The following is a 23,508-nucleotide window of genomic DNA, read 5'->3' as shown; positions in this document are numbered from 1 at the left end:
CAGGGGGATTTGGCGTCAACAACTGGTAAGTTAGTTCTTTGTCCTTCATCCTTGAGCCCTGACACCATGACGGTTTCCGAAGGCGCTGCCGTCGACCAGGAGGTCGCAACAGAGGCAGCAGCAGCTGATGCAGCACCCCAGGCCGACGCAACACCCGCGGGTGATGCCGCTCCCCAGGGTGAAGATGCAACGCCAAAGGGTGAAGTTTCCGAGCAGCAGCAAGAGCCGAAAGAGGGCCGTCCAGTGATGCGCGGTGGCAGTGCAGCACTTGCTTCTGCCACCATTGATGCTGATGGAGTTCCCTCTGGCTACACCCCAAAAGCCGATGAAGGACGCTTCTTGTTGAAGATCCTCTGGCTTCCCGATAACGTTGCTTTGGCCGTTGATCAGATTGTTGGCGGTGGCCCCAGCCCGCTGACGGCTTATTTCTTCTGGCCTCGTGAAGATGCTTGGGAGACTCTCAAGAGTGAGTTGGAAGCAAAAAGCTGGATCACAGATAATGAGCGTGTTGAAGTTTTGAATAAAGCCACCGAAGTTATCAACTACTGGCAAGAAGAAGGCAAAGGCAAGAGCCTTGACGAAGCGAAGCTCAAGTTTCCTGACGTTACGTTCTGCGGTACCGCCTGATCCAACGATTGTTTTCGTTGTTCCGTGATCCAGGTTTTAGCCTTAGCCCCGCGCCCCGTTTCGACGGGGCTTTTTAATGCTGTTTTTGATGTTGCATATTGCAAAAACAGCTTCGAAAGTAAAACCTAATTCACAAAAAAAGCACCCTTAAAGGGGTGCTTTTATGAAATCGATCGTTGTTTTCTACAACTTAAGTTGGTTGGCTCGCTTGGGCACGCGCCCTAGCCCGTTCGAAAAGTTGCTGGGCTTTTACTTTTTCAGGAGAGGAAGGCTGGCCATCTAACTTCGTGACGGCAGTGCGTGCAGCTGAAAGATCGCTTTCAGCTGATGTGGAATCAATGTTGACGCCGAGTTCAGCTGAATTCACCAGAACGGTGACGTCATCGGATTCGATCTCTGCGAAGCCACCCATCAAGGCAATGGATTGCCAATCGCTATTGGTACGCACTCTGAGGACCCCAACGTCGAGAGCAGCAAGCAGAGAGACATGACCTGGAAGGATGCCGACTTGGCCGGTGGTGCTGGGGAGGATGACCTCATCAGCCGAGCCATCGAACACACTCTGGTCTGGTGCCAGAACGCGGAGGGTGAGTGACATGAAAGGGAGGCTGCGAAGAATGGGAAAGCGAATTGCTGGTCATGATCGGAGCGCAAGCGCTCCGATGACGATCAGTTAGCTTCAGCCGCGATCTTCTCGGCTTTGGCTTTGACTTCGTCGATGTTACCGACCAGATAGAAGGACTGCTCTGGAAGGCTGTCGAGTTCGCCGGCGAGAATTTGATTGAAGCCGCTGATGGTGTCCTCAAGCTTCACGTACTTGCCAGGCATACCGGTGAAGATTTGAGCAACAAAGAAGGGCTGAGACAGGAATTTCTCGATTTTGCGAGCCCGGTCTACTGTCTGGCGGTCATCTTCAGACAGTTCATCTAAACCAAGAATGGCGATGATGTCTTGAAGTTCTTTGTAACGCTGAAGCGTTGATTGAACAGCGCGTGCAGTTCGGTAGTGCTCGTCACCCACCACTGCTGGTTGCAGCATGGTGCTTGTGGAATCGAGGGGATCCACAGCTGGATAGATGCCTTTGGAAGCCAATGCCCTGTTCAACACCGTGGTGGCATCAAGGTGAGCAAAGGTCGTCGCTGGAGCTGGGTCCGTTAGGTCGTCAGCGGGGACATAGACGGCCTGAATCGACGTGATCGATCCTTCCAGTGTGGAAGCAACTCTCTCTTGGAGTGTTCCCACGTCGGTTCCCAGAGTGGGCTGGTAGCCAACAGCTGATGGCATGCGGCCCAGCAGAGCAGAAACCTCAGATCCGGCTTGGACGAAGCGGAAGATGTTATCCACGAACAGCAGAACGTCCTGCTTGTTCACATCGCGGAAGTGCTCGGCCATGGTTAACGCTGAGAGACCCACGCGCATGCGTGCGCCAGGGGGCTCATTCATCTGCCCGTAACAGAGGGCCACTTTGGACTTCGAGAGATCATCGGCATTGATCACGCCTGACTCTTTGAATTCTTCGTAAAGATCATTCCCCTCACGGGTGCGCTCTCCCACGCCGCCGAAGACGGACACGCCCCCATGCTCTTTAGCGATGTTATTGATCAGCTCCTGAATCAACACGGTTTTGCCAACTCCAGCACCGCCGAAGAGGCCAATTTTTCCTCCCTCGCGATACGGAGCCAAGAGATCAATCACCTTGATGCCCGTTTCGAACACTTTGGGCTTTGTCTCTAGCTCAGTGAGCTTTGGAGCTTCTCGGTGAATCGGTGCAGTGAGATCTGTTTTGACGGGGCCTTGCTCATCAACTGGTTCACCGAGCACGTTGAAAATTCGGCCCAAGGTGGCTTCGCCAACTGGAACTGAGATCGGTGAGCCTGTATCGAGGGCTTCCATTCCGCGCACGAGACCATCGGTGCCACTCATGGCCACCGCACGAACTCTGTGATCGCCGAGGAGTTGCTGAACTTCGGCGGTTAAGCCAATCGTTTCTCCAGCAGGGTTAGTGCCTTCGATCCGCAATGCATTCAGAATTTTTGGAAGCTTGCCGGCTGGGAATTCCACGTCCAGAACCGGTCCGATTACCTGACGGACAACGCCCTTGGAACCGGTGGAGGCGGGAGCAGCAGCGGCCATAAGTAAGGAGAAGAGAGAGGGACGCGCAACAGGACGAACCCTTCCTGAGCGGCAGAACCTTACCACCGTCTTGAAGTCAAACGTCTGTTCGGTCACCCGCACACGTCACGGCTGGTGCTTCGCCCACCAACGGACCTAGCTTTGGCACTCAACGACCTCGAGTGCTAACTCGCATCGTTTGTGCGGCGCCGAGCGCCCTGTTCTTGCTCTTCAAATACTCATGGCAGCTGTTTCCCTCAGCGTTTCCACCGTTAAGCCTCTTGGAGATCGCGTCTTCGTAAAAATCTCTGAATCCGAGGAAAAGACTGCAGGCGGCATCCTTCTTCCAGATACAGCCAAAGAAAAGCCCCAAGTTGGCGAAGTCGTCCAGGTTGGTCCTGGTAAGTCCAACGACGATGGAAGTCGTCAGGCTCCTGAAGTCGGAATCGGCGACAAGGTTCTGTACAGCAAGTACGCCGGTACAGACATCAAGCTTGGTAGCGATGAGTACGTGCTTTTGTCTGAGAAAGACATTCTCGCTGTTGTGGGCTAACCACAATTTCCTCTGAGATTTATCTCAGAAACGACTGAATTTTCCTCTTAACTTTTTTAATCGCCTCCTATGGCTAAGCGAATTATTTATAGCGAGAATGCTCGCCGTGCTCTCGAAAAAGGCATCGACATTCTCACCGAAGCTGTAGCAGTGACCCTCGGTCCTAAAGGCCGCAATGTGGTTCTTGAGAAGAAATTTGGCGCTCCTCAGATCATTAATGATGGAGTCACGATTGCCAAAGAGATCGAGCTTGAGGATCACATCGAAAACACCGGTGTTGCACTCATTCGTCAGGCCGCATCCAAAACCAACGATGCTGCTGGTGATGGCACCACAACAGCCACCGTTTTGGCTCATGCCATGGTGAAAGCTGGCCTTCGTAACGTGGCAGCCGGCGCCAACGCAATCACTCTGAAGAAGGGTATTGATAAGGCTTCCGATTTCTTGGTTGGAAAGATCCAAGAAAACGCTAAGCCGATTGCAGACAGCAATGCCATCGCTCAGGTTGGCACGATCTCTGCTGGTAACGACGAAGAAGTTGGCAAAATGATTGCCGACGCCATGGATAAAGTTGGTAAAGAAGGTGTGATTTCTCTTGAAGAAGGGAAATCTATGGAGACCGAGCTTGAGGTCACCGAGGGTATGCGTTTCGATAAGGGTTATATCTCCCCTTACTTCGCAACAGATACTGAGCGGATGGAAGCGGTTCTGGACGAGCCCTACATCCTCTTAACTGATAAGAAGATCGGCTTGGTACAAGACTTGGTACCTGTCCTTGAGCAAATTGCTCGCACTGGTAAGCCTCTCCTGATTATCGCTGAGGACATTGAGAAAGAAGCTCTTGCCACCTTGGTGGTGAACCGCTTGCGCGGCGTACTCAATGTGGCTGCAGTGAAGGCTCCTGGTTTCGGTGATCGTCGCAAAGCGATGATCGAAGACATGGCGGTGTTGACCAACGGCCAGTTGATTACGGAAGACCAAGGTCTGAAGCTTGAAAACGCCAAGCTGGAGATGTTGGGCACTGCCCGCCGCGTGACCATCAACAAAGACACCACCACGATTGTTGCCGAAGGCAATGAGGTGGCTGTGAAAACGCGTTGCGAGCAGATCAAGAAGCAGATGGACGAGACCGACTCCACCTACGACAAGGAGAAGCTCCAAGAGCGCTTAGCCAAGTTGGCCGGTGGCGTTGCTGTTGTGAAGGTGGGAGCAGCAACCGAAACAGAGATGAAGGACAAGAAACTTCGTTTGGAAGATGCCATCAACGCCACAAAGGCAGCTGTTGAGGAGGGCATCGTTCCTGGTGGCGGTACAACCTTGGCTCATATGGCACCAATCTTGGAAGAGTGGGCAGCCGCCAACCTTTCCGGCGAAGAGTTGATCGGTGCCAACATTGTGGCCTCAGCGCTGACTGCTCCCCTGATGCGCATCGCTGAAAATGCTGGCGTGAATGGCGCTGTCGTTGCTGAAAACGTCAAGTCCAAGTCCTTTAACGAGGGCTACAACGCTGCCAATGGTGAGTATGTCGACATGCTCGCTGCAGGCATTGTTGATCCTGCCAAGGTGACTCGCTCTGGTTTACAAAATGCTGCTTCGATTGCCGGCATGGTGCTAACCACCGAATGCATCGTGGCTGATATGCCAGAGAAGAAAGAAGCTGCTGCTGGTGGCGGTATGGGCGGCGACTTCGACTACTAAAACAAGTTTCCGAACTGTGTTTTTAGCCTCCGTTTACGCGGGGGCTTTTTTAATGGATGGGTTGCCAGCAATCCATCTGTGTTTGCTTTTCCAGAGCAGGATCCATTGCTTGCCCCCCGCTTTGGCGGGGGGCTTTGTTATTTGGTACACCGCATTTATTCAGTCATTTGGAGCTTTCCAGTCGCGCGAAAAACCAGTGTTTTTTGGATACATTGTGTTTTTAACGACAGTCGACAGCGCTCCGCGCCAGCTGAACAATTCATGATTGAAGGATTTATTTTTGCGGACGATGATGGATGAATGGCAGTACAAATCATTTACTGAATTACCCCTGAGGTTAGGTGCAGCTTCGTTGGCGAAGCGCCCAACAATTGGTGAGTCCAGTCCTGAGTCGATAACGTCAAACCCCAGGACTTCGTTGAACATGCATTCAAGTGCAGTTGAATTGAATTGAAAGAAATGCCACGGCAGTTCATGCTCTGAGAATGAAAAATGGGTTTCAATCGCAACATGTCCGCCAACCTTTAGGACTTTTGAGATTTCTTCTGCAACAACCCAGGGCATTGCTAGGTGCTCAAATACTGCAAAAGAAAGCACGAGGTCAAAACTTTCTTCCTCGAAATAGTCGGACAGCTTATGGGCGTCGGCTACGAGATCAACGTTCTCACCGTCGATGATGTCGATGCCGGTGTACTGAACATCGGGAAAGAAATTCTTCCAATGTGCTTGAGAGGAGACGCAACGTGATCCGATTTCAAGAACCTTTGTAGTTGGGCTGTTGAATTGTGCAGCCCAAGGGTGGATCTCCCCATGTTTTCCGATGGACGATCGTTTGGTTGGTGATTGAAAGAAAGCATCATCCTCCTTCGATGGAATTCCACAGATATGATGTCTCAAGATTAGTTCGCAGATGTTGAGGGGTGAAATATTCCGAGAAGTCTTGTTGTATTCCTGGAATTTTTTGATAGATATGCTAACAAATTTGGGCATCTTTTCTTTGAAGAAATGATAGGAAGAGCAAAATCTCTTTTCGCCAATTCCGTATTCAACAAAATGTGTTTTTGCAGAATTTTCGTCCAAATCCGCAAGGTCTGAGTACGACTTTGTGTAAAAACTGTAATCAAAGTGAAGATTGATGGCGATCTCCTCTGGATTGACGGGCGTTGATTCTTGAATTTCATTCATGATTCTCTTTGCGAAAATAGCGCCTTTACTAATTGTTAATTGGATTGATTGGTCCGAGGTTGCTGAATTCCTAGTACTTAATCAGAATTGTCTCATGGCTAGATGCCTTCTTGTTCTGAATGTGGCTGCAGTGAAGGCTCCTGGTTTCGGTGATCGTCGCAAAGCGATGATCGAAGACATGGCGGTGTTGACCAACGGCCAGTTGATTACGGAAGACCAAGGTCTGAAGCTTGAAAACGCCAAGCTGGAGATGTTGGGCACTGCCCGCCGCGTGACCATCAACAAAGACACCACCACGATTGTTGCCGAAGGCAATGAGGTGGCTGTGAAAACGCGTTGCGAGCAGATCAAGAAGCAGATGGACGAGACCGACTCCACCTACGACAAGGAGAAGCTCCAAGAGCGCTTAGCCAAGTTGGCCGGTGGCGTTGCTGTTGTGAAGGTGGGAGCAGCAACCGAAACAGAGATGAAGGACAAGAAACTTCGTTTGGAAGATGCCATCAACGCCACAAAGGCAGCTGTTGAGGAGGGCATCGTTCCTGGTGGCGGTACAACCTTGGCTCATATGGCACCAATCTTGGAAGAGTGGGCAGCCGCCAACCTTTCCGGCGAAGAGTTGATCGGTGCCAACATTGTGGCCTCAGCGCTGACTGCTCCCTTGATGCGCATCGCTGAAAATGCTGGCGTGAATGGCGCTGTCGTTGCTGAAAACGTCAAGTCCAAGTCCTTTAACGAGGGCTACAACGCTGCCAATGGTGAGTATGTCGACATGCTCGCTGCAGGCATTGTTGATCCTGCCAAGGTGACTCGCTCTGGTTTACAAAATGCTGCTTCGATTGCCGGCATGGTGCTAACCACCGAATGCATCGTGGCTGATATGCCAGAGAAGAAAGAAGCTGCTGCTGGTGGCGGTATGGGCGGCGACTTCGACTACTAAAACAAGTTTCCGAACTGTGTTTTTAGCCTCCGTTTACGCGGGGGCTTTTTTAATGGATGGGTTGCCAGCAATCCATCTGTGTTTGCTTTTGAAGGCAATGAACAGAACTCAAAGACTGGGTCTGAAACTCCGGGTCGAAGAAGAAGCGGAAAACCTGGGAATTAACGTGCAGTCCCATGGAGAAAAAAAGGCCTACGCCGAATGGGTAAGTCTCCTTGATTCCCATCAAAACGATATCAGCTGCTTTTGTTGTCTCTAGGGCTTTTTATAAGCCTTCATTCAAGCGTTTGTGAAAGATAATTGGTCGGATGAACTTGATTTAGTTCAGCCAGCCAGCGCTCAGAATCACAGCTAGTGCCAAGAAAAATGAAAGCATTGTCCAGGTAATGCGATTCAGGGTTGCCTCTGCACTACTAGAGCTGGTGAACGATGAACTTCCACTTGCTGCTATCCCTCCCATCCCATCACCTTTGGGACTATGCAAGAGAACAAGAAGAATCAGAACGGCACCACTGCCGATCCAAACCCAAGAGAGAACAGTCGTAAGCATGGCTTGATCTTACTTAAACGGGTTGAGGCAGCTTGGTCACAGATGGAGCTGAGGCTTCGATCGGTTCAATCAAGGAGATGCCAGTCATGGCCTCCGGTTTGTCTAAATTGAGCAGCTGAAGAAGCGTTGGCGCAATATCGGCAAGCCCACCATTCTCACGGAGGCGAATTGAATTCCCCAACCCTGGAACCTTGCGTTGTTCTCCTTCGATCAAAATGACGGGTACAGGATTGGTGGTGTGTGCGGTCCAGGCTTGACCATCCGGACCTTGCATACGTTCGGCATTTCCGTGGTCTGCGGTGATCAGCAACGTTCCACCCATTCGACCCACTGCATCCAGAAGTTTTCCGATACAGCGATCAACGGTTTCAATCGCTTGCGTCGCCGCTTCCATCATCCCGGTATGTCCCACCATGTCGGGGTTGGCATAGTTGATCACAACAAGGGAGTGTTCGCCCTGCTGGATTGCCGCAACACAGCTTTCAGTGAGAGTGTCGGCTGACATCTCTGGAGCTTGGTCGTAGGTGGCGACTCGAGGAGAGGGAACGAGGTGCCTCTTTTCTCCTGGAAGGGGCTGTTCGATTCCCCCATTCATGAAGTAGGTGACATGGGGATATTTCTCCGTTTCTGCTGTGCGGTACTGCTTCAGGCCGGCATCAGCGACCACCTGCCCCAAAAGCTGATCGAGTGATTCGGGTGGAAAGACCACTGAGACAGGAAGGTCAGTTTCATATTGGGTAAACGTCACCAAGTCGAGTGTTGGCTGATGAACGCGCTTGAAACCTTCAAACTCTGGCAATGAAAGAGCCTGAACAATCTGTCTGGCCCGATCTGGTCGGAAGTTAAACATCAGCAACGCATCACCATCTCGCAGTGGATCGCCGCAGAGGCGAACGGGCTCTAAGAATTCGTCGGTGATTCCGTTGGCGTAGCTGCTGGCTAAGACAGACGACGGTTCATCGTTGTGGAGCTCCACATCAGGATCGGTCAGTAGGGCATAAGCCCGCTCTGTTCTCTCCCAGCGATGGTCGCGATCCATCGCCCAGTAGCGCCCACAGAGACTTGAAATGCGGCCAATCCCATGACGGCTAATCGCGTCTTGGATTTTGCTCAGGTGTGTTGGTGCACTTTGGGTCGGCGTGTCTCGTCCGTCGGTGATTGCATGGATGGCGACGTTCTTCAGACCCTCTTCTTCTGCCCATTCGAGTAATCCACAAACGTGATCGACATGGCTGTGCACGCCACCATCGGAGCAGAGACCGAGCAGATGGAGGGTGCCACTGGTGCTGCGTAGACGTTCGGCGACCGATTGAAGAGCTGAGGTCCTGCCAAGCCGCTTCTCGCGCACGGTTTCACTGATACGCACCAATTCCTGACGGATGATCCGACCGGCTCCAATCGTGAGATGGCCAACTTCTGAATTCCCCATCTGACCGTCGGGGAGACCCACGTGAGATCCGCTCGCTTCAATAAGGGCGTGGGGATAGGCATGCCAGAGCGCATCGATGACAGGAGTGGAAGCACTGCGGATGGCGTTGTGCTCAGTCGAGTCACAAATTCCCCAACCATCAAGGATCGCAAGAACCACAGGTGCAACGGAAACGTTGCGGGGAAGATTTGTTTCGAGGTTGTTCGGTACGTTCACTCCGTCAATCTCAGTTCTTAAGTCCCTCTTCAGGAGCAAGTTACTTCCTTGATGCCCAAAAGGTTTTGATTCGTACCGTTCAGGTTTGCAAAAGCTGATCGTGTTGGGGAAAATCGTTCATACACTGATTCCCTCGAAAGGAAGCGATGGCAGATCGAGAGGCTGGGGATAATCGGATTGAAATTCTCTCTGCCGATGAGTTGCGAAAAACTGTGACCCGCTTGGCGTCTCAGGTTCTGGAGTCTGTGCCAACCGTTGAATCTCTGGTGCTTTTGGGGATCCCAACCCGCGGCGTTCAATTGGCTGGTGTTATTGCTAGCTCATTGAAAGATCAGAGCGGTCAGGCTGTGGCCACTGGCACCCTCGACCCCACCTTCCACCGCGACGATTTAGGTCGAGTGGGTGTGCGCATGGTTCAGGCCACCGATCTCCCCGTGAGTGTGGAGGGAAGGGATGTTGTGCTCGTGGATGACGTTGTCTTCACGGGGCGAACCGTGAGAGCTGCCTTGGAGGCGATTCAAGCCTGGGGCAGACCACGCCGAGTTTCCCTGCTCGTCATGGTGGACCGAGGCCATCGTGAATTGCCAATTCAGCCGGATTTTTGCGGGAGGGTGGTGCCGACGCGTCGATCGGAAAGCATTGAACTGCGCCTGCTTGGCTTGGATGGGGAGGAGGGCGTTTTCCTTCGACGCGTCAATGAAAACAACCCTGAAGCCTCAGGCTTGCCTTAACTCGCCGGGGTCAGCTCGTCAGCTCGGAAGTGGGCCTTGTAACGGCCAAAAGCCACAACGACAGGAAGCGTTGGGCTGATTGGACGTCCCTTCCAATCGTCGAGCACCTTGAAAACCTCTCCCTCACTTCCTTCCATATCGAAACTTTCTCCACGATGTTGGGGGTGGTTGAAAACAACAACACTGGTGGAGACGACAACCTTGTCACCCGGCTGCATGGACGTCCGTTCAAGTCAGGCGATTGTCTCACGGAGAGTCAGGCCAAGACCCTTTAGTTCTTGGCCTGACACAGGGTCTCAGGGCCATCCTCAATGATGGTGCCGCCTAGATCACTGCAACCGGCCATAAATGCTTCCCAAGCAGGCATCCCTTCGCGGATATGGGCTTCGACCACGTCGTTCAAGAGATCTCTCGCCACAGTGTGAGCCGGCAAGGCTCCATGGTTGTGGTGTTCTTTCTGGTCCCTTAAATCGTCAATGGCCTGCTCTACTTCCTGACGGATGGGTTCTGCTTGGCGTTGCCACCAGGGATGATCGAGCTGGTTGAGGGCGCTGAGTGCTTCCCACCACTGATCTTTGTTCACATGCTCTTTCAGCTTTTCAAGCTGAAGGCGATTGCGATTCCAGCTTTCCTTGAGGCTGTTACTCAAGCGGCTTCCGGGGCGACCATCGTGCTTCTCCAGCGGACGAAGCATGGTCAATGCCTCGTTTAAATGTCCAGCGCGAAATTGAGAGAGTGCCTGTTCACGCAGCTCATCACGCCAGAGTTTTAGCTGCTTTTGATCTTGCTCTTTTTGCTGTGGAGAGCCAACACCTGAATTCACGAGCTGTTCTTGAAGGAGCAGAGCTTGACCTGGATCAGCTTGGTCCCAAGTTTGTTGAGCCAGCTTTCGTCGACAAATGGCAAGCTCTTCAGGCGCCTTTTGCCCGAGCCAACGCAAGGCCGCTAGTTGCTCTCCATAGCGCAGGCAGGCTGGGAGGTCATCCGTGGCGAGCGCTCGGCTTAATTTTCGCGGCAGCTGTTGCTCCCACAAATAAGCTCCAGCGCAAAGTGCCGCGACTCCTCCAAGGGTCGCGATGATCCAAAAATGGGGCAGGTGGCGACGCAGCGCCAAAGTCCAAAGCCTCTTTATATGAACTCCTTTCTATGGAGGAGAGAAAGGACTCTCAACGGTGTGTGGACGGACCGTTCACTGCACCGTTATCAGCGTGCTCGTTTCGATGGCCAAACCCGTTCTTAAATCGTCTCCGCTCATGACGAGTTGAGCGTCGTCATTAAGGTGAAAAGCGAGGCGCAGGCAGTCTTCTCCTGGTTGGCCAAGTGGATTGAGCTCAAGGCGAATGGTCTGGCTCAAAAGAGGCCTAATGGTGTCTGGAACATTGCTGTTGTCTCTAACGGTGGGGAGCCCTCCGACGAACACCACTTCGTGTCGCCGTTCGCCTTGGGGTTCCCCGAGTACGAGTTCAAGATCTTTTTGATTGCTGCGGCTTGCGCTGAGCTTCAGTATCAAAGGTTGAAGAGAGGGCCATGGCTGGCCGCTCAGAAATAAGGGATGCCAGTGATGGGCGTTACTCCGACGGTCCCAGCAGCGCAAATACACACCTTTTTGAAGGAGATCTCTGATCCTTACCCCAGGGGTGAGATTGAGCGCACCGGTGGCCACGGCTTGAACAGGTGGTGGGGTCAGCAAAGGCACCGGCTTCATCGTCTCTGATAACCATTGGCGCATCAGTGGAAGTTGGGCCCCACCACCAACTGCGACGACGGCGTTGAGGTCTTCTGGTGTGCAGCCCTGCTGGCGGGCCGAGGCCAACGTGCGATCGAGCAGTCCTTCAAGCACCTTGAGCAATCCACGGCGTTCAAGAAGCGCGTGGAGTTGGTTGCGATTGAGCGACAAGGTGATGGGTTGGGTGAGGTCGATGCCGCTGGCTAACTCACTCAGGGTCTCTTCCTCTCCGAGATCGGGGTTGCTGAGGCGGCATTTCAACCGTTCAGCTGCATTTAAAAGGCTCGTCTGACTTCTCAGAATCAGTTCGGGATCGTTGGGGAGTAGGTGATCCAGGATCCAGTGATCCAAATCCCTTCCGCCAAGAGCGATGCCGGCTTTTCCTAAGACCCTTGCCGAGCGCAAGGTTTGCTTGCTGTTTTTGAGATCACGTCCCCGAAAGCGCAACAGCTGCGCTAGCGGAGCTGCTCTTCCCTCGCCTCCTTCTAAAGCGACAAGGGAGAGGTCCAATGTGCCCCCGCCTAGGTCCACCACCAACAACTTGGAGCCTGCAGGCAGTCCTGCGCCCATGGCTGCCGCTGTTGGCTCATCCACGAGCGCCACCTCGTCAACCGGAAGGCTTGTGCAGGCCTGCATCAGCCATTGGCGATAACCAAACGCCTGATCAACCGGAGCTGTAAGCACCAGCCGCTTCACCAACAGTGTCTTTGGCAGGCATTTCCAGATCTGGTGCAACAGAATTTCACCAGCTTGCTCAGGGCTCAGGGGATGGGATGGCAGGTCGGATCGATCTAAAACTCCAATCCAGCGTTTGAAGTCACGATGCAGCTCTAGGGATGATCCATCGGAGAGTCCGCCATCGAGGACTTGCCGGCCAACAAGCGGTTGAGAGTCGGCTCGAGCGTTGCTCCAGATAAGGCTCGGGACTTCCCCTATGCATCGACTGATCGGTGGGAGGTCTAGAAGTTGAGGGGGCGACGCGCTGCCGTCCTGAAAGGCCACCACGGTGTTGGTGCTCCCAAGGTCGATGGCAAGAGTTCCCTGAGCGGAAAGATGAAGGTTTTGTTCGTCCTTTGGGGGCTGAACCTCAGCCATGGCCATCTTGTTAAGGAGTTAAGGCTACGGGGCCTAGCGATGGATCGGTTGAGACGCCTGGTGTTTTCTTTCTACAGGGAGGAACCAGAGATTGAAGCTGAGTTGGAACCGTTGCGTGATTGCCGCATGTCCCGTAGTTGGGGATGCATTCGTATTGATTGCATCGATGGCCCACACCTGGAACAGGTGAGTGGTCTGATGACACATCTGAGACGTCCTCTCCTTGCGATGGGCTTGGGCCGCCAGATCGTTTTGCGAGTGCCAGGTCGCCCCCAGCGGGCTTATCCCATGCAGGTTCCCTTTCACAGCGATTTGCTCACTTAGAGTGAAGAGGCGTTGATTGGACAGAGATGATTTCTGCAGGTGTGGACTCAAAGGACCTCGCGAAGCGGGGCGAAAGCTTGATTCGTCAGTCCACCAACCGTTATCTGACCACAGTCAAGATCGCTTTTCGTGCCAAGCAGCGTCGTTTTGATGACTTTGACGGCCTCCTAGAGGAATCCAGTGTGAAGCCGGTTCATCGCGCCATCGTTGAGCTCTCCGATGAGCAGGATCAGCCTGATCTCCTGCCTGGATGATCCAACAAGAGGGGCCTGGCTGGCGTCTCGCCCATGACTCAAGCCGTCATGGCTTTCCCTTTCTGATTGGAGGGGAATTTTGGGCTGTCGAGCTCACCGCGATAGAGGTAGAGGGGCTGCATGCTCTTCTCGTAGAGCTCGATCACCAACACACGCAAATCCGTGATCAGTTGATGGAGGAGGAATCCATCACCCTGGAGTTGGAACAGCAGGAGTGGTGGGGGTGCCTCGATGGCACCCGTGAACGCTGGGGGCTGCAAGTGGTGCTTCAAGGCAATGAGATGCAACGCCGAGGACTAGAGGGCGCTTGGCCTGCTCCAGCGGCGCAAGCATTTTTGGCTGCTTTGAAAACGGTCTTGGATTGAACATTGGATTAGTTGGTCTAATCAATCCGGTTTTATTGATTTCTCCACGTTGGCGCGGGCAGACTGCACAGCTTTTCCACAGGCTGACACGCCTTTTTTGAGTTGCGGGCTTCGCCCTGTGGAAAAACATAAATTTTGGAGCTTGTGTGGTATCAACCGAGTGCAGTGCATGGGATCCCTGGATAAGGGGTAAAGCAAGGTGTGGACTGCATTTGTGGTCTCGATTTCATCGGTCGAGTGGGCGGAGACCGCTTGGTCGACCTCTCTTCAATGCCCCTTGTGCTTGTGGAGAACAGGCCATAGATTCGGGGCGTGGTGATGAAGGAGTTTGGAGTGGTTCAGGGCCAATTGTTGACCGATCAGGTTGTCGTTTCCCCAGTTGTTGTTGCTGGCCAAGCAATGCCGGAGCCCGTCCAGGGTGAGGACATCGTTAGTTTTCAAGCCGAGATGCCCTTGCCTTTGCACCAGGCCATGGCGGACTTTATTGAGCGTTGTCCAAACTGGGATCAGTACCGGCTCGTTCAGGCTGCTTTGGCAGGATTTCTTGTTCAGAACGGTGTGGACTCCAGAGAGCTCACCCGCCTTTATGTCGGCAACATGTTTCGTCGCGACTCTCTTCGCCCCGGTGTGTGAGTCCGGCAACTGGCCATCAACAGCAGGGCGCTAAACGGAACACTGAAGAGCAGTCCGAGGCTCGCAGCCATGAGGCCAAGCAAGTTAATTCCTAGAAGAAGTCCAAGCAACGCCAATACTTTGAGGCGATTGGCTTGAACAAGTTTGCGACTGTGCTCCATCGCTCGGAGGGGGCGATAGCCGTGATGGATCAGCAATGGAATGGAGAGGAGTTGGCCGACCAACCAGATGGCGATCCCGAAACCACCCAACACGACAACCAAGCTGGCGAGAACGCCGCTATGGGGTGCCAAAAATTGACTCAAAAGACGAATCGAACTGATTCCGCCAATGCCGATGAGGACTTCTAAAACCACAAGGCCGCAGGTCTGCTTCAGCAGCCACAGGAAACGGCGTCTTGAAGCGGGTTGTTCTGGGTCTCGATCCAATCCCCCGGGCAGGTGTTCGTCTGCCAGTTGCAGCAGAGCTAATAGGGGGGCTAGAGGAACAAGTGCTGCCATGACCAGTACAAGATCGCCGGTGTATTGAAAGAAGCGATTGCTGCTGAGTTGGAAATCTCTTGCGACCACACCTAAGCCCATCAAGCAGGTCAGCATCAATGCTGTGAGCCCGATGAAGGACCAGGGAGCTTTCCTGAAGCCGATCCATGCCCTTGGAATAATGGTGGCAATCGGCAGTCGCTCAGCAGAGATGCTTGCTAGCGGATCATTGAAGTGGTCCAAGTCTCTTTAATAAATCCAGCGCGATTTTTGTGTCAACAGGAAGAATGGACAGTCGATTCCCTCGACGAACAACAGTCAGTTGGTCTGCTTGGTACGACTCGCGAAGATCGTCAAGGGTCAGCATGTCAGAAAACTGACCCCGATAGGCGAGTTTCACGCAATCCCAGCGTGGAGAGTCCTGCTTGGAGGCTGGATCGTGATACTTAGAGTTGATATCAAACTGCGTTGGATCGACGAGGCCGGTTTCTGTGACCTCCATCAGGCCGATAATCCCCGGCGGTTTGCAATTGGAGTGATAGAAAAAGGCTTGATCTCCGACCTTCATCTTTCGCATGAAGTTACGGGCTTGATAATTTCTAATTCCATCCCATAAGGTAACTTTTTCTTCCTTCAGATGCTCAATGCCGTAAACATTTGGCTCGCTTTTCATGAGCCAATATGAGGTGTCAGTCATGTCAAGTGATTTTAAGGAATTAAGCTCTTGCGGTGAAGTGTTCTAGGACAGCCTTGGATTGCCCCTAAATGTGGGCAATCATGGCTTGCTTGTCCTTTCGTCATGATCTAGCTTAACTCGTTGAAAAAGGAAGCCATATTTGAGTTAGTAGAAAGGTTTTGGCTCTTTTACGGAGATTGTCTGGTCTGAGCGCAGGTGGTTGCGACTGGTTCAAATCTCTGCCCGTTCTCATTGGCTTTAAGTCCTAAGCGTTCGAGTGCTTCCACAGCATCAATTTTGTCAGCGTTGTATAGAGCGCAGGTTTGCTTATCTCTGGCTCCCTGGGAGTTGCAAGACGCTAGAAGGGCGATGAGAGTGAGAAGTAGTAGTCGTTTTGATGTCTTCATGTGATGAATTTAGGGCATATTGCCTGATATTCACTTCGTCTGGTATGCGCTTGGATCTTTAGGATAATGATTGACCATGCGATCAAGAATCTATCGTTATGAATGGTGTGTTTTTGAATATTTTTGGTGCGAGGATTTGGATGCTTTCCTTCTCCTGATTTTTGTTATACAAATGATGGGACAACCATTTCTTTTGTCGCTTGTGTGGAAGTTTTTATTTGAATTCACTATTGATCAATTTTATGAAATAATCACTTGCAGATGCTTGGTCTGGTCACGTTGATTGGTTCTGTGAATGCTGCTGAATGATGTCTCTGAAATGATTTCCGCGAGCTTCAAAATCTTTGTATTGATCGAAGCTTGCGCAGGCTGGCGATAATAATAGAGAGGAGGCTTTCTCGTTTTTTCCCTGCGCGATCGCTGCCGTTACGGCATCCGCCATGGTTGGGTGAGATATCACATTTCCTGTATAGCCAGACCTACGAATCAGGTCCCTTAAAACCTCTCGATCGCTTCCAAAGAGAGCGATCGAACAAACCCTGTCGTGGAGCAGTTGCAGCCATCCGCTGGCATCACCTTGTTTGGATAATCCACCGGCAAGTAAAGCGATCGGGCCCGGTACAGCTTGAAGTGCAACGGCAGCCGCGTCGTAATTCGTGGCTTTGCTGTCGTTGAACACGTGCATTCCATGAATTGACCCCAAATTCTCTAGGCGATGCGGCACTCCCGGGAAGCTGCGCAACCCACGCTCAATCGCAATCGCCCCTAACCCAGCTTGCAGCGCAGCTGCTGTCACAAGCAGCATGTTTTGGCGATTGTGTTCGCCAGGCATGGCTAGAGCATTGGCTGCAAAGAGTGCCCCTTTGTTGCTGCAGACCAAATCGTTTTCATTAATCCAAAGCTCAAGACTTGATGACTCCGGTCTCGTCTGCGCAGAGCTCACCCACTGGGCATCTGGCCAGTCAGCTTGCCTGCTTTTTAGATCAGCGTCGTCTGCATTGAGAACCACATGCTCGGAGCGTTGAAGCAGGCCTTGTTTGATGTCTCTGTAGGCATCCATGGAGCCGTGGCGCTCCAAATGGTCTGGAGTCAGCGTGGTCCAAATGCCGATGGTTGGTCTTACTTCGTTGGCTGATTCAATTTGGTAGCTACTCATCTCCATCACGATCCAATCCGGTTTGGTCTGGGCTGGATCCATGCATTGCAGCCCTAATTCGGCGGCGGAATGGCCCACATTTCCGGCCATCGGCGCATGCAGTCCCGCTTGGTTGAGCACGTGATGCAGCAAATGCGTCACCGTGGTTTTGCCGTTAGTACCTGTGATGCCAATCCAAGGGCAATGCTGGAGGGCCTGCCATGCCACGGCCATTTCACCTCTCACTGTGACGCCGTGATCACGCAGCTGCATCAAGGTGGGATGGTCCCAGGGAATCCCTGGGCTGATCACGACTTGCTCAATTTGATCCAACCAGCGTTGAAAGCTGGAGAACTCCAAAGGGCACCCCAATTCGGTTTGGATGCCTTGGTTTCTTAGTTGGTTCGCCTTGGATTGTTGTTCGGGTCCATCGTCTCTTTCAAGCACGACGACATGATGGCCCTGGGCATGAAGAAGGCGCGCTGCGCCGACCCCGGAGCGACCAAGCCCCACGATCAAGCTGCATGCCATTGTCCTACTCCTGTCCCTAAAGGGAAGTGGGCGATACTGGAATCGAACCAGTGACCCCTACCGTGTCAAGGTAGTGCTCTACCTCTGAGCTAATCGCCCTCAGTTCTCAAGTTTGTTCTTTGAGGTGGGTGGTTGATGAATGGCTCAACCAGCAACTGAAGTTAGCAGTTGGAGTGCCGTTTGAATCCACTCCTCTCACTGGCGGAGGATGTCAACACGCCATCTCTCGCGTTTCGTGCGTTCGATGTTTAGGACCTCAATGCTGCCTCTCTCTTGAAGTTGCAGGCGGTCTCCAACTTTTAAATCGCGACTCGCCAGCCGCACGGGTTCCCAGTTGAGCCTCAAGCGCCCTTCTTTGATTTGTTTGACGACTTTGGATCGGGAGATGCCAAAGCCTGCAGAGGCAATGGCATCAAGGCGGCATGAGGCCTCAACGCTGCTCAACCGGCGAGCGACTCTCTGAACAGGCCATTGCAGTGCCTCGAGGGGCAAGGATTCGCAGGAGATGATCACCTCGCGAAGGCTGCCTTGTTGTCCCTGCAGCAGGGCCGCGGCGTCCGCTGTACAAATCGCCTGGGCACCTCTGTCTCCACGAATCCAAAGATCGCCGAGGGACTCGTCTGCGATCCCGATGCGTTGCAGGGCCAGACGCATCTCGTCGGGTGAGGTTGGATCGAACAGGAAGTTCCCCTCCACGTTGAGACCCGCTAGAGGGCAAGGGGGCTCCGGTTCGAGGGAGGTTGCGTGTTGGATCAGCAACCGTTTGCGCTCTGCTCCTGGGTAGCCGCCATCTCGGCTGATCTTTAGTTCTGCCAGTGACTCAAGCTGATTGGCATCTTCCAGCATCAAGGCGGACAAAAAGGGACTCCATCGCGGTTGCCGGGTCCGCAGAACGTCTTCTGCAAGGTCGATCAAGGCGGCCATCGTTGTGGGATGCCTGCAGGACCGAAGCAGCGGTACGCGAGGAAGGCTCACAGTTCGCTGAGGCGAACCACTTGCTGGGGGCGTGCTTTTTGAACGGTTTGCCAAGGCAATTCCATCCCGGGCCTCGTTTCTAAGAGCAGTAGCCAGCAGCCTTCTAGGTTTCGATTGCGCAGGATCCTGACACCGTCCTCGTTTTCAGATGGAACGCTTGCAGCCGCTGCATAGCTGCCCATCAGGCCTGATCCCATGCCAAGCAGTCCTCCAATAAAGGCTGCGCCCCAGGGACCAAAGCTTGCAAAAGTGTCGAGTGTGGTGATCTGGGTGAAGGTGCACCCAGCAAAAAATCCGAAGGGCATCAACCAGCGCGCCATTGACTTCTGACGTCGACGGCGCGCCAGGCTGGGGTTGAGCAGGTCGACATCGTCCATCGCTTCTGCGGGCAAATCAGAACCAGAGATGGATTCAGCTTCCTGTGGTTTGGCTCCTTCCCCAGGGGCGGGGGCGACGAGGGCAACGCGAAGCAATGGCGTGCCTAACTCTTGGAGTGAGAGGCGAAGACGGTCGGCAGCAATGCGCTCATTGAGAACCAGAACGCAAACGGGCATGAAACAACAGCAGCCGAGTGATCATTCTCTCTCGGAATCGTTGCCCTTGGAGCCGATTCTCTTGGAACTGTTCGGGCTGGCAGACACTTAGAGGTGAACCTTCGGGCTGCTCACTACAGTTAATAGTGGCTCTCTCCCGCCGCTGGATGACAAAAGTTCTTGTTTCAGACCTCATTGATCAGGCGGGGCTCGACATCCTTGGCCAAGTCGCTCAAGTGGATGAGCGCATTGGGTTGTCACCGGAAGAACTCAAATCGATCATTGGTGAGTACGACGCCCTAATGATCCGTTCTGGGACCCAGGTCACAGCCGATGTAATTGAAGCTGCTGATCGGTTGCGGATTATCGGCCGTGCCGGCGTGGGTGTCGACAATGTGGACGTCCATGCGGCTACGCAACGCGGGGTGTTGGTGGTGAACTCACCCGAGGGCAACACGATCGCAGCAGCAGAGCATGCGCTTGCCATGTTGCTGTCGGTGTCTCGTCACGTGCCGCAAGCCCATGGATCGATGCGGTCTGGGGCGTGGGATCGCAAAAAATATGTGGGAAATGAGCTCTACAAGAAAATTCTTGGCGTGGTGGGGTTAGGCAAAATTGGCTCTCACGTCGCACGCGTCGCGAAAGCGATGGGTATGGATGTGATCGCGTTTGATCCGTTCATCTCCGCAGAGCGTGCCCAACAGATGCAGGTGCGGCTCACCACTCTCGAGGCTCTGTTCCAGCAGGCCGATTACATCACCCTGCACATTCCCCGCACACCTGATACAGAAAATCTGGTGAATGCCGAGCTGTTGCGCACGATGAAAAGTACGGCACGGATTGTGAATTGTGCGCGCGGTGGAATTGTCGATGAGCCTGCGATCGCGGAAGCGATTGAATCCGGGGTGATCGCTGGCGCCGGTCTGGACGTGTTTGCGTCGGAACCGTTAGCTCAGGACTCCCCTTTGCGCGCCGTGGAGCGAGGACTTGTCTTGACCCCTCATCTCGGAGCATCGACGGAAGAGGCGCAGGAAAATGTGGCGGTTGATGTCGCCGAACAAATTCGTGATGTGTTGCTGGGGCTGCCTGCCCGCAGCGCCGTGAATATCCCAGGGCTCAGTGCCGAGATCATGGAGCGCCTCAAGCCCCATCTCCAGCTTGCGGAAACCCTCGGTTTGCTGGTGAGCCAACTCAGTGGCGGTCAGATTCAGGAGTTGGAGGTGCGCTTGCAAGGTGAATTCGCTAGCCACCCGTCACAACCCCTTGTGGTGGCTGCTCTCAAGGGCCTGCTCAGCACTGCGCTGGGAGATCGGATCAACTACGTGAATGCGTCCCTGGAGGCCAAGGGCCGTGGCATTCATGTGCTGGAAATTAAAGACGATGCCAGTCGCGATTTTGCAGGTGGGTCGCTGCAGCTCACCACTCGCGGTGGTCAGGGAGGTCACAGCGTGACCGGTGCGGTGTTCGCAGACGGTGATTTGCGTGTGACCAGCATTGATGAGTTCCCCGTGAATGTTCCGCCAAGCCGTCACATGCTGTTCACCAGGCATCGCGATATGCCTGGGATCATTGGCCACCTTGGCTCTCTGCTTGGAGAGCACAATGTCAACATCGCATCAATGCAGGTGGGGCGTCGCATCGTCCGTGGTGATGCCGTGATGGTGCTCAGCATTGATGACCCGATTCCGCCCGCTTTGTTAACCACGATTCATGGCATTAACGGCATTCAGGAAGCTCACCCCGTCACGTTGTGATGTGGTGGCGCCTCTCCCTGCCCCTGCCACCTGTCCTTGAGGAGTCCATCCTCTGGAAGTTGGAGTCTTTAGGACTGCATCGCTTGGCCGTTCAACATGCCCCAGAGTCGCCCGATCAGCGCACGTTGCTGGCATGGCTTCCCGCGTCGGAGTGGCCGCAGGATCAACGGGATCAGTTGTTGTACAGCCTTCGCCCGATGGCGGACACGTTTGGACTGGCTTTGGCAGAGCCGCTTTGGGAGGAGTTGGCCGATGAAGATTGGAGTCTGAGTTGGAAAAAGCACTGGCAACCCGACCCCGTGGGTCAGCGCTTGTTGATCCTTCCAGCTTGGCTGGAGGTTCCCGAGGAGCACTCTCAGCGCTTGGTTTTGAAGATGGACCCGGGAAGTGCTTTTGGGACTGGGAGTCATCCCACCACTCGCCTTTGTTTGGAAGCTCTGGAGGCGCTGCCACCACGCGATCAGCGGGTGGCCGATTTGGGCTGTGGGAGTGGAGTTTTGGGCTTGGCTTCTTTGGCTCTTGGTGCCAGTGAGGTCTTGGCCGCCGACACCGACTCACTGGCGGTTCGAGCCACGACAGATAACGCTGCTCTCAACGGTTTGAAGGCCGAGCAACTGCGCGTCAGCCATGGATCGATTGAAACGCTGGCGACCTTGTTGAACGGAGAGGAAGCGGATTTGCTCCTATGCAACATCCTGGCTCCGGTGATTGAAGCTTTAGCCCCGCAGTTCGCTTCTGTGCTGAAGTCCACGGGTCGCGGCCTTCTGAGTGGTCTTTTGGTGGATCAGGCGCCTCGGCTGATGGAGGTCTTGGCTGAATATGGCTGGCAGGCAAGGCCAATCGGGGAACAAGGCCGCTGGGGCCTGCTCGAAATCAAGCGCATTTTTCAATAAGCCCTTCTTATCAATGTTCCTTCTTTGATTGGGCTTGAACAGAAAACCCTGATGAATCCCGTATCAAGCCGTCTGTCCGATGTAGAAGGGTTTCGTCCAGCAGGTTCAGATCGATTCGATCTCTGCGCATTACATCCAATCATGGCTTCTTATAAGGTCACCCTGGTCAGCGAGAGCGAAGGCCTCAACAAGACCATCGAAGTTCCTGACGATCAGTACATCCTTGATGCTGCTGAGGAACAAGGCATCGATCTTCCCTACTCCTGCCGTGCAGGTGCCTGTTCAACTTGCGCAGGCAAAATCACTGCCGGCACCGTTGACCAATCCGACCAGAGCTTCCTGGACGACGACCAGATCGAAGCTGGTTTCGTTCTGACCTGTGTGGCTTACCCCACCTCGGATTGCACCATCAAAACTCACGCTGAAGAAGAGCTGTATTGAGCTCCTCAGCCTTGAGCTGAGATCGCCCATCCAGGCGATCGCTCTGCCACCCTTGCGGGTGGCTTTTTAATGTGATGTCGGCCTTAAGTGCTTGAGCATCACCGTGACTCCTGTTCCTGCCCTGCGTTCTGATGTTCAGGCATTACTGGAGCATGCAACGGTGCATGCCAGCCCAGGCGGTCAGTACAGCTTTCGGGTGATTGGACCCTGTTGTCGCCTGTTTGATCGTGAGGAGCTGCCCTGGCCCTGTTGTCGTTTGGCTTGGCACAGTAAAGAGCCGAGTTGGCGCCGGGTGGGTCGCAGGTTTGTGCCAGATCTGGCTTCCAGGCGCTGCCCCTCGTATTCCGTTGAGTTGCTTCAGCCCGGCTCTCGCCCAACATCCACGCTTTTAACGCTCTTTTCGATGCGCTTAACGCCTGAGTTGCAGGAGTGGTGGTATAGCCGTCAGCCCAAATCCATGGTTGCGGAGAATGACATGCCTCAAGAGCCTTCTTGATCAGAGCCCTCCGCCAACTACAGGCCATACAAAAGCCTGCTCTCCTGAGCAGGCTTTGATCTCTAACTCGAGAGATACTGACTTCTAAAAGTACAGACAGAAGTAGATCCAGTGGATCTTGTATGGGCTTTAGAAGTAGATTTTTCCACCGCCCCATTCGACACCCAAGACTTTGGGGGCCACCAGGATGTATCCAGACATCAGGCGAAGATCTTCATCGGTGAGATCGCGCATAGCGGGGTACAGATCACGACTGCGCATGCTGGGATGCAGATCGGCGATGCTGTACTCCCCGTCATAGGACGTTGGGTCTTGGATGTAATCCACGAGAGCAGCAACGTTGTCACGGACTGGAGTGGCCAGTGCAAGCGTTTCAGTATCCAGGCCAACATTTTGGTTGGTTTTAGTGATGCCGCCGGCGTGACAGGTGCCGCAGCTGACGTTGAACACCTTCCGCCCTGTCTTGATTTCCTGCTCACTGAAGGTGACCAGGGCGCCATCGCCGTCAGCTGGCACCGTGAGGGTCTCGGCATCCCACTGGGCGGCCTGGGCGGGGGCACTGATCAACAGTCCAAGCAGCACTGGCAGGGCGATCAGCAGTCGATTCAAGGATCGACGCAATGTGGAGAAAAAAGAGGCCATGAAAGATGTCAGAGACTGACGTAGACAGCGCACCAAGCCCTTGTATCACGGGGTGGGATGCGGATGAGGCCCTAGAGGACCTAGTGATCACGAACTGTTGCAGCAAGCGCC

26 protein-coding genes, 1 tRNA gene and 1 pseudogene are annotated in these 23,508 nt (G+C 53.7%); 13 read left to right on the top strand and 15 right to left on the bottom strand.

The genetic code is table 11. The features are described from left to right. Nucleotides 1-66 precede the first annotated feature (66 nt). A complete protein-coding gene (locus SynSYN20_RS11560; protein WP_186523774.1) occupies nucleotides 67-627 on the top strand; it encodes a 30S ribosomal protein PSRP-3 in 561 nt (186 codons plus the stop codon). Nucleotides 628-817: 190 nt separating this feature from the next. Here SynSYN20_RS11560 and atpC read toward each other — a convergent pair whose 3' ends face one another. Both atpC and atpD read right to left on the bottom strand, forming a co-directional pair. Then, nucleotides 818-1,225: an ATP synthase F1 subunit epsilon gene (atpC, locus tag SynSYN20_RS11555; protein ID WP_186523773.1), complete on the bottom strand. Its 408-nt coding sequence runs from the start codon at nucleotides 1,223-1,225 to the stop codon at nucleotides 818-820. A gap of 71 nt (nucleotides 1,226-1,296) precedes the next feature. Continuing rightward, nucleotides 1,297-2,760: a F0F1 ATP synthase subunit beta gene (gene atpD / locus SynSYN20_RS11550; protein ID WP_186523772.1), complete on the bottom strand. Its 1,464-nt coding sequence runs from the start codon at nucleotides 2,758-2,760 to the stop codon at nucleotides 1,297-1,299. A gap of 220 nt (nucleotides 2,761-2,980) precedes the next feature. Here atpD and groES point away from each other — a divergent pair, with 220 nt between their 5' ends. Together groES and groL are read left to right on the top strand one after the other, a co-directional pair. Beyond that, complete coding sequence (gene groES, locus SynSYN20_RS11545; RefSeq protein WP_011620192.1) at nucleotides 2,981-3,292, top strand: co-chaperone GroES; 312 nt, start codon at nucleotides 2,981-2,983, stop codon at nucleotides 3,290-3,292. 69 nt (nucleotides 3,293-3,361) lie between these two features. Continuing rightward, nucleotides 3,362-4,990 carry a chaperonin GroEL gene (groL, locus tag SynSYN20_RS11540; protein ID WP_186523771.1) on the top strand — a complete coding sequence of 543 codons (1,629 nt, stop codon included), beginning with the start codon at nucleotides 3,362-3,364 and terminating at the stop codon, nucleotides 4,988-4,990. A 159-nt stretch (nucleotides 4,991-5,149) separates the two neighbouring features. Here the strand turns inward: groL and SynSYN20_RS11535 are convergent, their stop codons facing one another. Continuing rightward, nucleotides 5,150-6,175, bottom strand: coding sequence for a class I SAM-dependent methyltransferase (locus tag SynSYN20_RS11535; protein WP_186523770.1), 1,026 nt, complete (start codon nucleotides 6,173-6,175; stop codon nucleotides 5,150-5,152). Between the two features lie 22 nt (nucleotides 6,176-6,197). On the opposite strand from SynSYN20_RS11535, the pseudogene groEL reads away from it, so the two are divergent. Continuing rightward, a pseudogene (gene groEL / locus SynSYN20_RS11530) lies at nucleotides 6,198-7,112 on the top strand (chaperonin GroEL); the annotation flags it as partial. Nucleotides 7,113-7,431: 319 nt separating this feature from the next. Here groEL and secG read toward each other — a convergent pair. Then, nucleotides 7,432-7,662, bottom strand: coding sequence for a preprotein translocase subunit SecG (gene secG, locus SynSYN20_RS11525; protein ID WP_186523769.1), 231 nt, complete (start codon nucleotides 7,660-7,662; stop codon nucleotides 7,432-7,434). 13 nt (nucleotides 7,663-7,675) lie between these two features. After that, the gene (gene gpmI / locus SynSYN20_RS11520) at nucleotides 7,676-9,307 is read right to left on the bottom strand and encodes a 2,3-bisphosphoglycerate-independent phosphoglycerate mutase (RefSeq protein WP_186523768.1); all 1,632 of its coding nucleotides are present in this window, start codon (nucleotides 9,305-9,307) and stop codon (nucleotides 7,676-7,678) included. 146 nt (nucleotides 9,308-9,453) lie between these two features. On the opposite strand from gpmI, the gene pyrR reads away from it, so the two are divergent. Beyond that, nucleotides 9,454-10,038, top strand: coding sequence for a bifunctional pyr operon transcriptional regulator/uracil phosphoribosyltransferase PyrR (pyrR, locus tag SynSYN20_RS11515; RefSeq protein WP_186523767.1), 585 nt, complete (start codon nucleotides 9,454-9,456; stop codon nucleotides 10,036-10,038). On the opposite strand, the gene SynSYN20_RS11510 is transcribed toward pyrR, so the two are convergent. The 3 genes from SynSYN20_RS11510 to SynSYN20_RS11500 form a co-directional block, all read right to left on the bottom strand. Then, the gene (locus SynSYN20_RS11510) at nucleotides 10,035-10,256 is read right to left on the bottom strand and encodes a ferredoxin-thioredoxin reductase variable chain (protein ID WP_186516228.1); all 222 of its coding nucleotides are present in this window, start codon (nucleotides 10,254-10,256) and stop codon (nucleotides 10,035-10,037) included. The genes pyrR and SynSYN20_RS11510 overlap by 4 nt on opposite strands. Nucleotides 10,257-10,309: 53 nt before the next feature. Beyond that, nucleotides 10,310-11,152 carry a hypothetical protein gene (locus SynSYN20_RS11505; RefSeq protein ID WP_186523766.1) on the bottom strand — a complete coding sequence of 281 codons (843 nt, stop codon included), beginning with the start codon at nucleotides 11,150-11,152 and terminating at the stop codon, nucleotides 10,310-10,312. A 75-nt stretch (nucleotides 11,153-11,227) separates the two neighbouring features. Further along, on the bottom strand, nucleotides 11,228-12,859 hold the full coding sequence (locus SynSYN20_RS11500; RefSeq protein WP_186523765.1) for an Hsp70 family protein: 1,632 nt from the start codon (nucleotides 12,857-12,859) through the stop codon (nucleotides 11,228-11,230). Nucleotides 12,860-12,898: 39 nt separating this feature from the next. Here SynSYN20_RS11500 and SynSYN20_RS11495 point away from each other — a divergent pair, with 39 nt between their 5' ends. The 4 genes from SynSYN20_RS11495 (at nucleotide 12,899) to SynSYN20_RS11480 (ending at nucleotide 14,435) form a co-directional block, all read left to right on the top strand. Next, complete coding sequence (locus tag SynSYN20_RS11495; protein ID WP_186525622.1) at nucleotides 12,899-13,183, top strand: hypothetical protein; 285 nt, start codon at nucleotides 12,899-12,901, stop codon at nucleotides 13,181-13,183. Between the two features lie 26 nt (nucleotides 13,184-13,209). Next, nucleotides 13,210-13,437: a DNA-directed RNA polymerase subunit omega gene (locus SynSYN20_RS11490; protein ID WP_011620178.1), complete on the top strand. Its 228-nt coding sequence runs from the start codon at nucleotides 13,210-13,212 to the stop codon at nucleotides 13,435-13,437. Beyond that, nucleotides 13,434-13,802: a DUF1818 family protein gene (locus SynSYN20_RS11485; protein ID WP_186523764.1), complete on the top strand. Its 369-nt coding sequence runs from the start codon at nucleotides 13,434-13,436 to the stop codon at nucleotides 13,800-13,802. Before SynSYN20_RS11490 ends, SynSYN20_RS11485 begins: the two co-directional genes overlap by 4 nt. Nucleotides 13,803-14,201: 399 nt before the next feature. Continuing rightward, complete coding sequence (locus SynSYN20_RS11480) at nucleotides 14,202-14,435, top strand: DUF2811 domain-containing protein (RefSeq protein WP_255444518.1); 234 nt, start codon at nucleotides 14,202-14,204, stop codon at nucleotides 14,433-14,435. On the opposite strand, the gene SynSYN20_RS11475 is transcribed toward SynSYN20_RS11480, so the two are convergent. The 6 genes from SynSYN20_RS11475 to SynSYN20_RS11450 form a co-directional block, all read right to left on the bottom strand. Next, the gene (locus SynSYN20_RS11475; protein WP_186523762.1) at nucleotides 14,387-15,157 is read right to left on the bottom strand and encodes a hypothetical protein; all 771 of its coding nucleotides are present in this window, start codon (nucleotides 15,155-15,157) and stop codon (nucleotides 14,387-14,389) included. The genes SynSYN20_RS11480 and SynSYN20_RS11475 overlap by 49 nt on opposite strands. After that, nucleotides 15,141-15,611, bottom strand: coding sequence for an EVE domain-containing protein (locus tag SynSYN20_RS11470; protein ID WP_186523761.1), 471 nt, complete (start codon nucleotides 15,609-15,611; stop codon nucleotides 15,141-15,143). The genes SynSYN20_RS11475 and SynSYN20_RS11470 overlap by 17 nt, the downstream gene beginning before the upstream one ends. Before the next feature lie 660 nt (nucleotides 15,612-16,271). Continuing rightward, nucleotides 16,272-17,663, bottom strand: coding sequence for a UDP-N-acetylmuramoyl-L-alanine--D-glutamate ligase (murD, locus tag SynSYN20_RS11465; protein ID WP_186523760.1), 1,392 nt, complete (start codon nucleotides 17,661-17,663; stop codon nucleotides 16,272-16,274). Between the two features lie 27 nt (nucleotides 17,664-17,690). Beyond that, nucleotides 17,691-17,762: transfer RNA gene (locus tag SynSYN20_RS11460), tRNA-Val, on the bottom strand. Nucleotides 17,763-17,858: 96 nt separating this feature from the next. Continuing rightward, nucleotides 17,859-18,638: a photosystem II S4 domain protein gene (locus SynSYN20_RS11455; RefSeq protein WP_186523759.1), complete on the bottom strand. Its 780-nt coding sequence runs from the start codon at nucleotides 18,636-18,638 to the stop codon at nucleotides 17,859-17,861. Then, the gene (locus SynSYN20_RS11450; protein WP_186523758.1) at nucleotides 18,635-19,192 is read right to left on the bottom strand and encodes a hypothetical protein; all 558 of its coding nucleotides are present in this window, start codon (nucleotides 19,190-19,192) and stop codon (nucleotides 18,635-18,637) included. Before SynSYN20_RS11450 ends, SynSYN20_RS11455 begins: the two co-directional genes overlap by 4 nt. Nucleotides 19,193-19,338: 146 nt before the next feature. Here SynSYN20_RS11450 and serA point away from each other — a divergent pair, with 146 nt between their 5' ends. The 4 genes from serA (at nucleotide 19,339) to SynSYN20_RS11430 (ending at nucleotide 22,755) form a co-directional block, all read left to right on the top strand. Further along, the gene (serA, locus tag SynSYN20_RS11445; protein WP_186523757.1) at nucleotides 19,339-20,925 is read left to right on the top strand and encodes a phosphoglycerate dehydrogenase; all 1,587 of its coding nucleotides are present in this window, start codon (nucleotides 19,339-19,341) and stop codon (nucleotides 20,923-20,925) included. Beyond that, nucleotides 20,925-21,818 (top strand): 50S ribosomal protein L11 methyltransferase, encoded by an 894-nt coding sequence (prmA, locus tag SynSYN20_RS11440; protein ID WP_186523756.1) that lies wholly within the window; start codon nucleotides 20,925-20,927, stop codon nucleotides 21,816-21,818. Before serA ends, prmA begins: the two co-directional genes overlap by 1 nt. A 141-nt stretch (nucleotides 21,819-21,959) precedes the next feature. Continuing rightward, on the top strand, nucleotides 21,960-22,259 hold the full coding sequence (locus tag SynSYN20_RS11435; protein ID WP_006043345.1) for a ferredoxin: 300 nt from the start codon (nucleotides 21,960-21,962) through the stop codon (nucleotides 22,257-22,259). 91 nt (nucleotides 22,260-22,350) lie between these two features. Then, a complete protein-coding gene (locus SynSYN20_RS11430) occupies nucleotides 22,351-22,755 on the top strand; it encodes a hypothetical protein (protein WP_370586682.1) in 405 nt (134 codons plus the stop codon). 129 nt (nucleotides 22,756-22,884) lie between these two features. Here SynSYN20_RS11430 and psbV read toward each other — a convergent pair whose 3' ends face one another. Next, on the bottom strand, nucleotides 22,885-23,397 hold the full coding sequence (gene psbV, locus SynSYN20_RS11425) for a photosystem II cytochrome c-550 (RefSeq protein WP_222929390.1): 513 nt from the start codon (nucleotides 23,395-23,397) through the stop codon (nucleotides 22,885-22,887). Nucleotides 23,398-23,508 lie beyond the last annotated feature (111 nt).

Origin of the sequence: Synechococcus sp. SYN20 (assembly GCF_014279555.1) — a bacterium.
Taxonomy (GTDB): domain Bacteria; phylum Cyanobacteriota; class Cyanobacteriia; order PCC-6307; family Cyanobiaceae; genus Synechococcus_C.
Note: the sequence above shows the minus strand (reverse complement) of the source record. Positions and strands in the feature narration are given on the sequence as shown.

What these genes read in the sequence shown, in the direction of transcription:
- SynSYN20_RS11560 (WP_186523774.1), top strand. Translation starts at nt 67, where the DNA reads ATGACGGTTTCCGAAGGCGCTGCCGTCGACCAGGAGGTCGCAACAGAG.
- atpC (WP_186523773.1), bottom strand. Translation starts at nt 1,225, where the DNA reads ATGTCACTCACCCTCCGCGTTCTGGCACCAGACCAGAGTGTGTTCGAT.
- atpD (WP_186523772.1), bottom strand. Translation starts at nt 2,760, where the DNA reads ATGGCCGCTGCTGCTCCCGCCTCCACCGGTTCCAAGGGCGTTGTCCGT.
- groES (WP_011620192.1), top strand. Translation starts at nt 2,981, where the DNA reads ATGGCAGCTGTTTCCCTCAGCGTTTCCACCGTTAAGCCTCTTGGAGAT.
- groL (WP_186523771.1), top strand. Translation starts at nt 3,362, where the DNA reads ATGGCTAAGCGAATTATTTATAGCGAGAATGCTCGCCGTGCTCTCGAA.
- SynSYN20_RS11535 (WP_186523770.1), bottom strand. Translation starts at nt 6,175, where the DNA reads ATGAATGAAATTCAAGAATCAACGCCCGTCAATCCAGAGGAGATCGCC.
- secG (WP_186523769.1), bottom strand. Translation starts at nt 7,662, where the DNA reads ATGCTTACGACTGTTCTCTCTTGGGTTTGGATCGGCAGTGGTGCCGTT.
- pyrR (WP_186523767.1), top strand. Translation starts at nt 9,454, where the DNA reads ATGGCAGATCGAGAGGCTGGGGATAATCGGATTGAAATTCTCTCTGCC.
- SynSYN20_RS11510 (WP_186516228.1), bottom strand. Translation starts at nt 10,256, where the DNA reads ATGCAGCCGGGTGACAAGGTTGTCGTCTCCACCAGTGTTGTTGTTTTC.
- SynSYN20_RS11500 (WP_186523765.1), bottom strand. Translation starts at nt 12,859, where the DNA reads ATGGCTGAGGTTCAGCCCCCAAAGGACGAACAAAACCTTCATCTTTCC.
- SynSYN20_RS11495 (WP_186525622.1), top strand. Translation starts at nt 12,899, where the DNA reads ATGGATCGGTTGAGACGCCTGGTGTTTTCTTTCTACAGGGAGGAACCA.
- SynSYN20_RS11490 (WP_011620178.1), top strand. Translation starts at nt 13,210, where the DNA reads ATGATTTCTGCAGGTGTGGACTCAAAGGACCTCGCGAAGCGGGGCGAA.
- SynSYN20_RS11485 (WP_186523764.1), top strand. Translation starts at nt 13,434, where the DNA reads ATGATCCAACAAGAGGGGCCTGGCTGGCGTCTCGCCCATGACTCAAGC.
- SynSYN20_RS11480 (WP_255444518.1), top strand. Translation starts at nt 14,202, where the DNA reads ATGCCGGAGCCCGTCCAGGGTGAGGACATCGTTAGTTTTCAAGCCGAG.
- SynSYN20_RS11470 (WP_186523761.1), bottom strand. Translation starts at nt 15,611, where the DNA reads ATGACTGACACCTCATATTGGCTCATGAAAAGCGAGCCAAATGTTTAC.
- murD (WP_186523760.1), bottom strand. Translation starts at nt 17,663, where the DNA reads ATGGCATGCAGCTTGATCGTGGGGCTTGGTCGCTCCGGGGTCGGCGCA.
- SynSYN20_RS11450 (WP_186523758.1), bottom strand. Translation starts at nt 19,192, where the DNA reads ATGCCCGTTTGCGTTCTGGTTCTCAATGAGCGCATTGCTGCCGACCGT.
- serA (WP_186523757.1), top strand. Translation starts at nt 19,339, where the DNA reads ATGACAAAAGTTCTTGTTTCAGACCTCATTGATCAGGCGGGGCTCGAC.
- prmA (WP_186523756.1), top strand. Translation starts at nt 20,925, where the DNA reads ATGTGGTGGCGCCTCTCCCTGCCCCTGCCACCTGTCCTTGAGGAGTCC.
- SynSYN20_RS11435 (WP_006043345.1), top strand. Translation starts at nt 21,960, where the DNA reads ATGGCTTCTTATAAGGTCACCCTGGTCAGCGAGAGCGAAGGCCTCAAC.
- psbV (WP_222929390.1), bottom strand. Translation starts at nt 23,397, where the DNA reads ATGGCCTCTTTTTTCTCCACATTGCGTCGATCCTTGAATCGACTGCTG.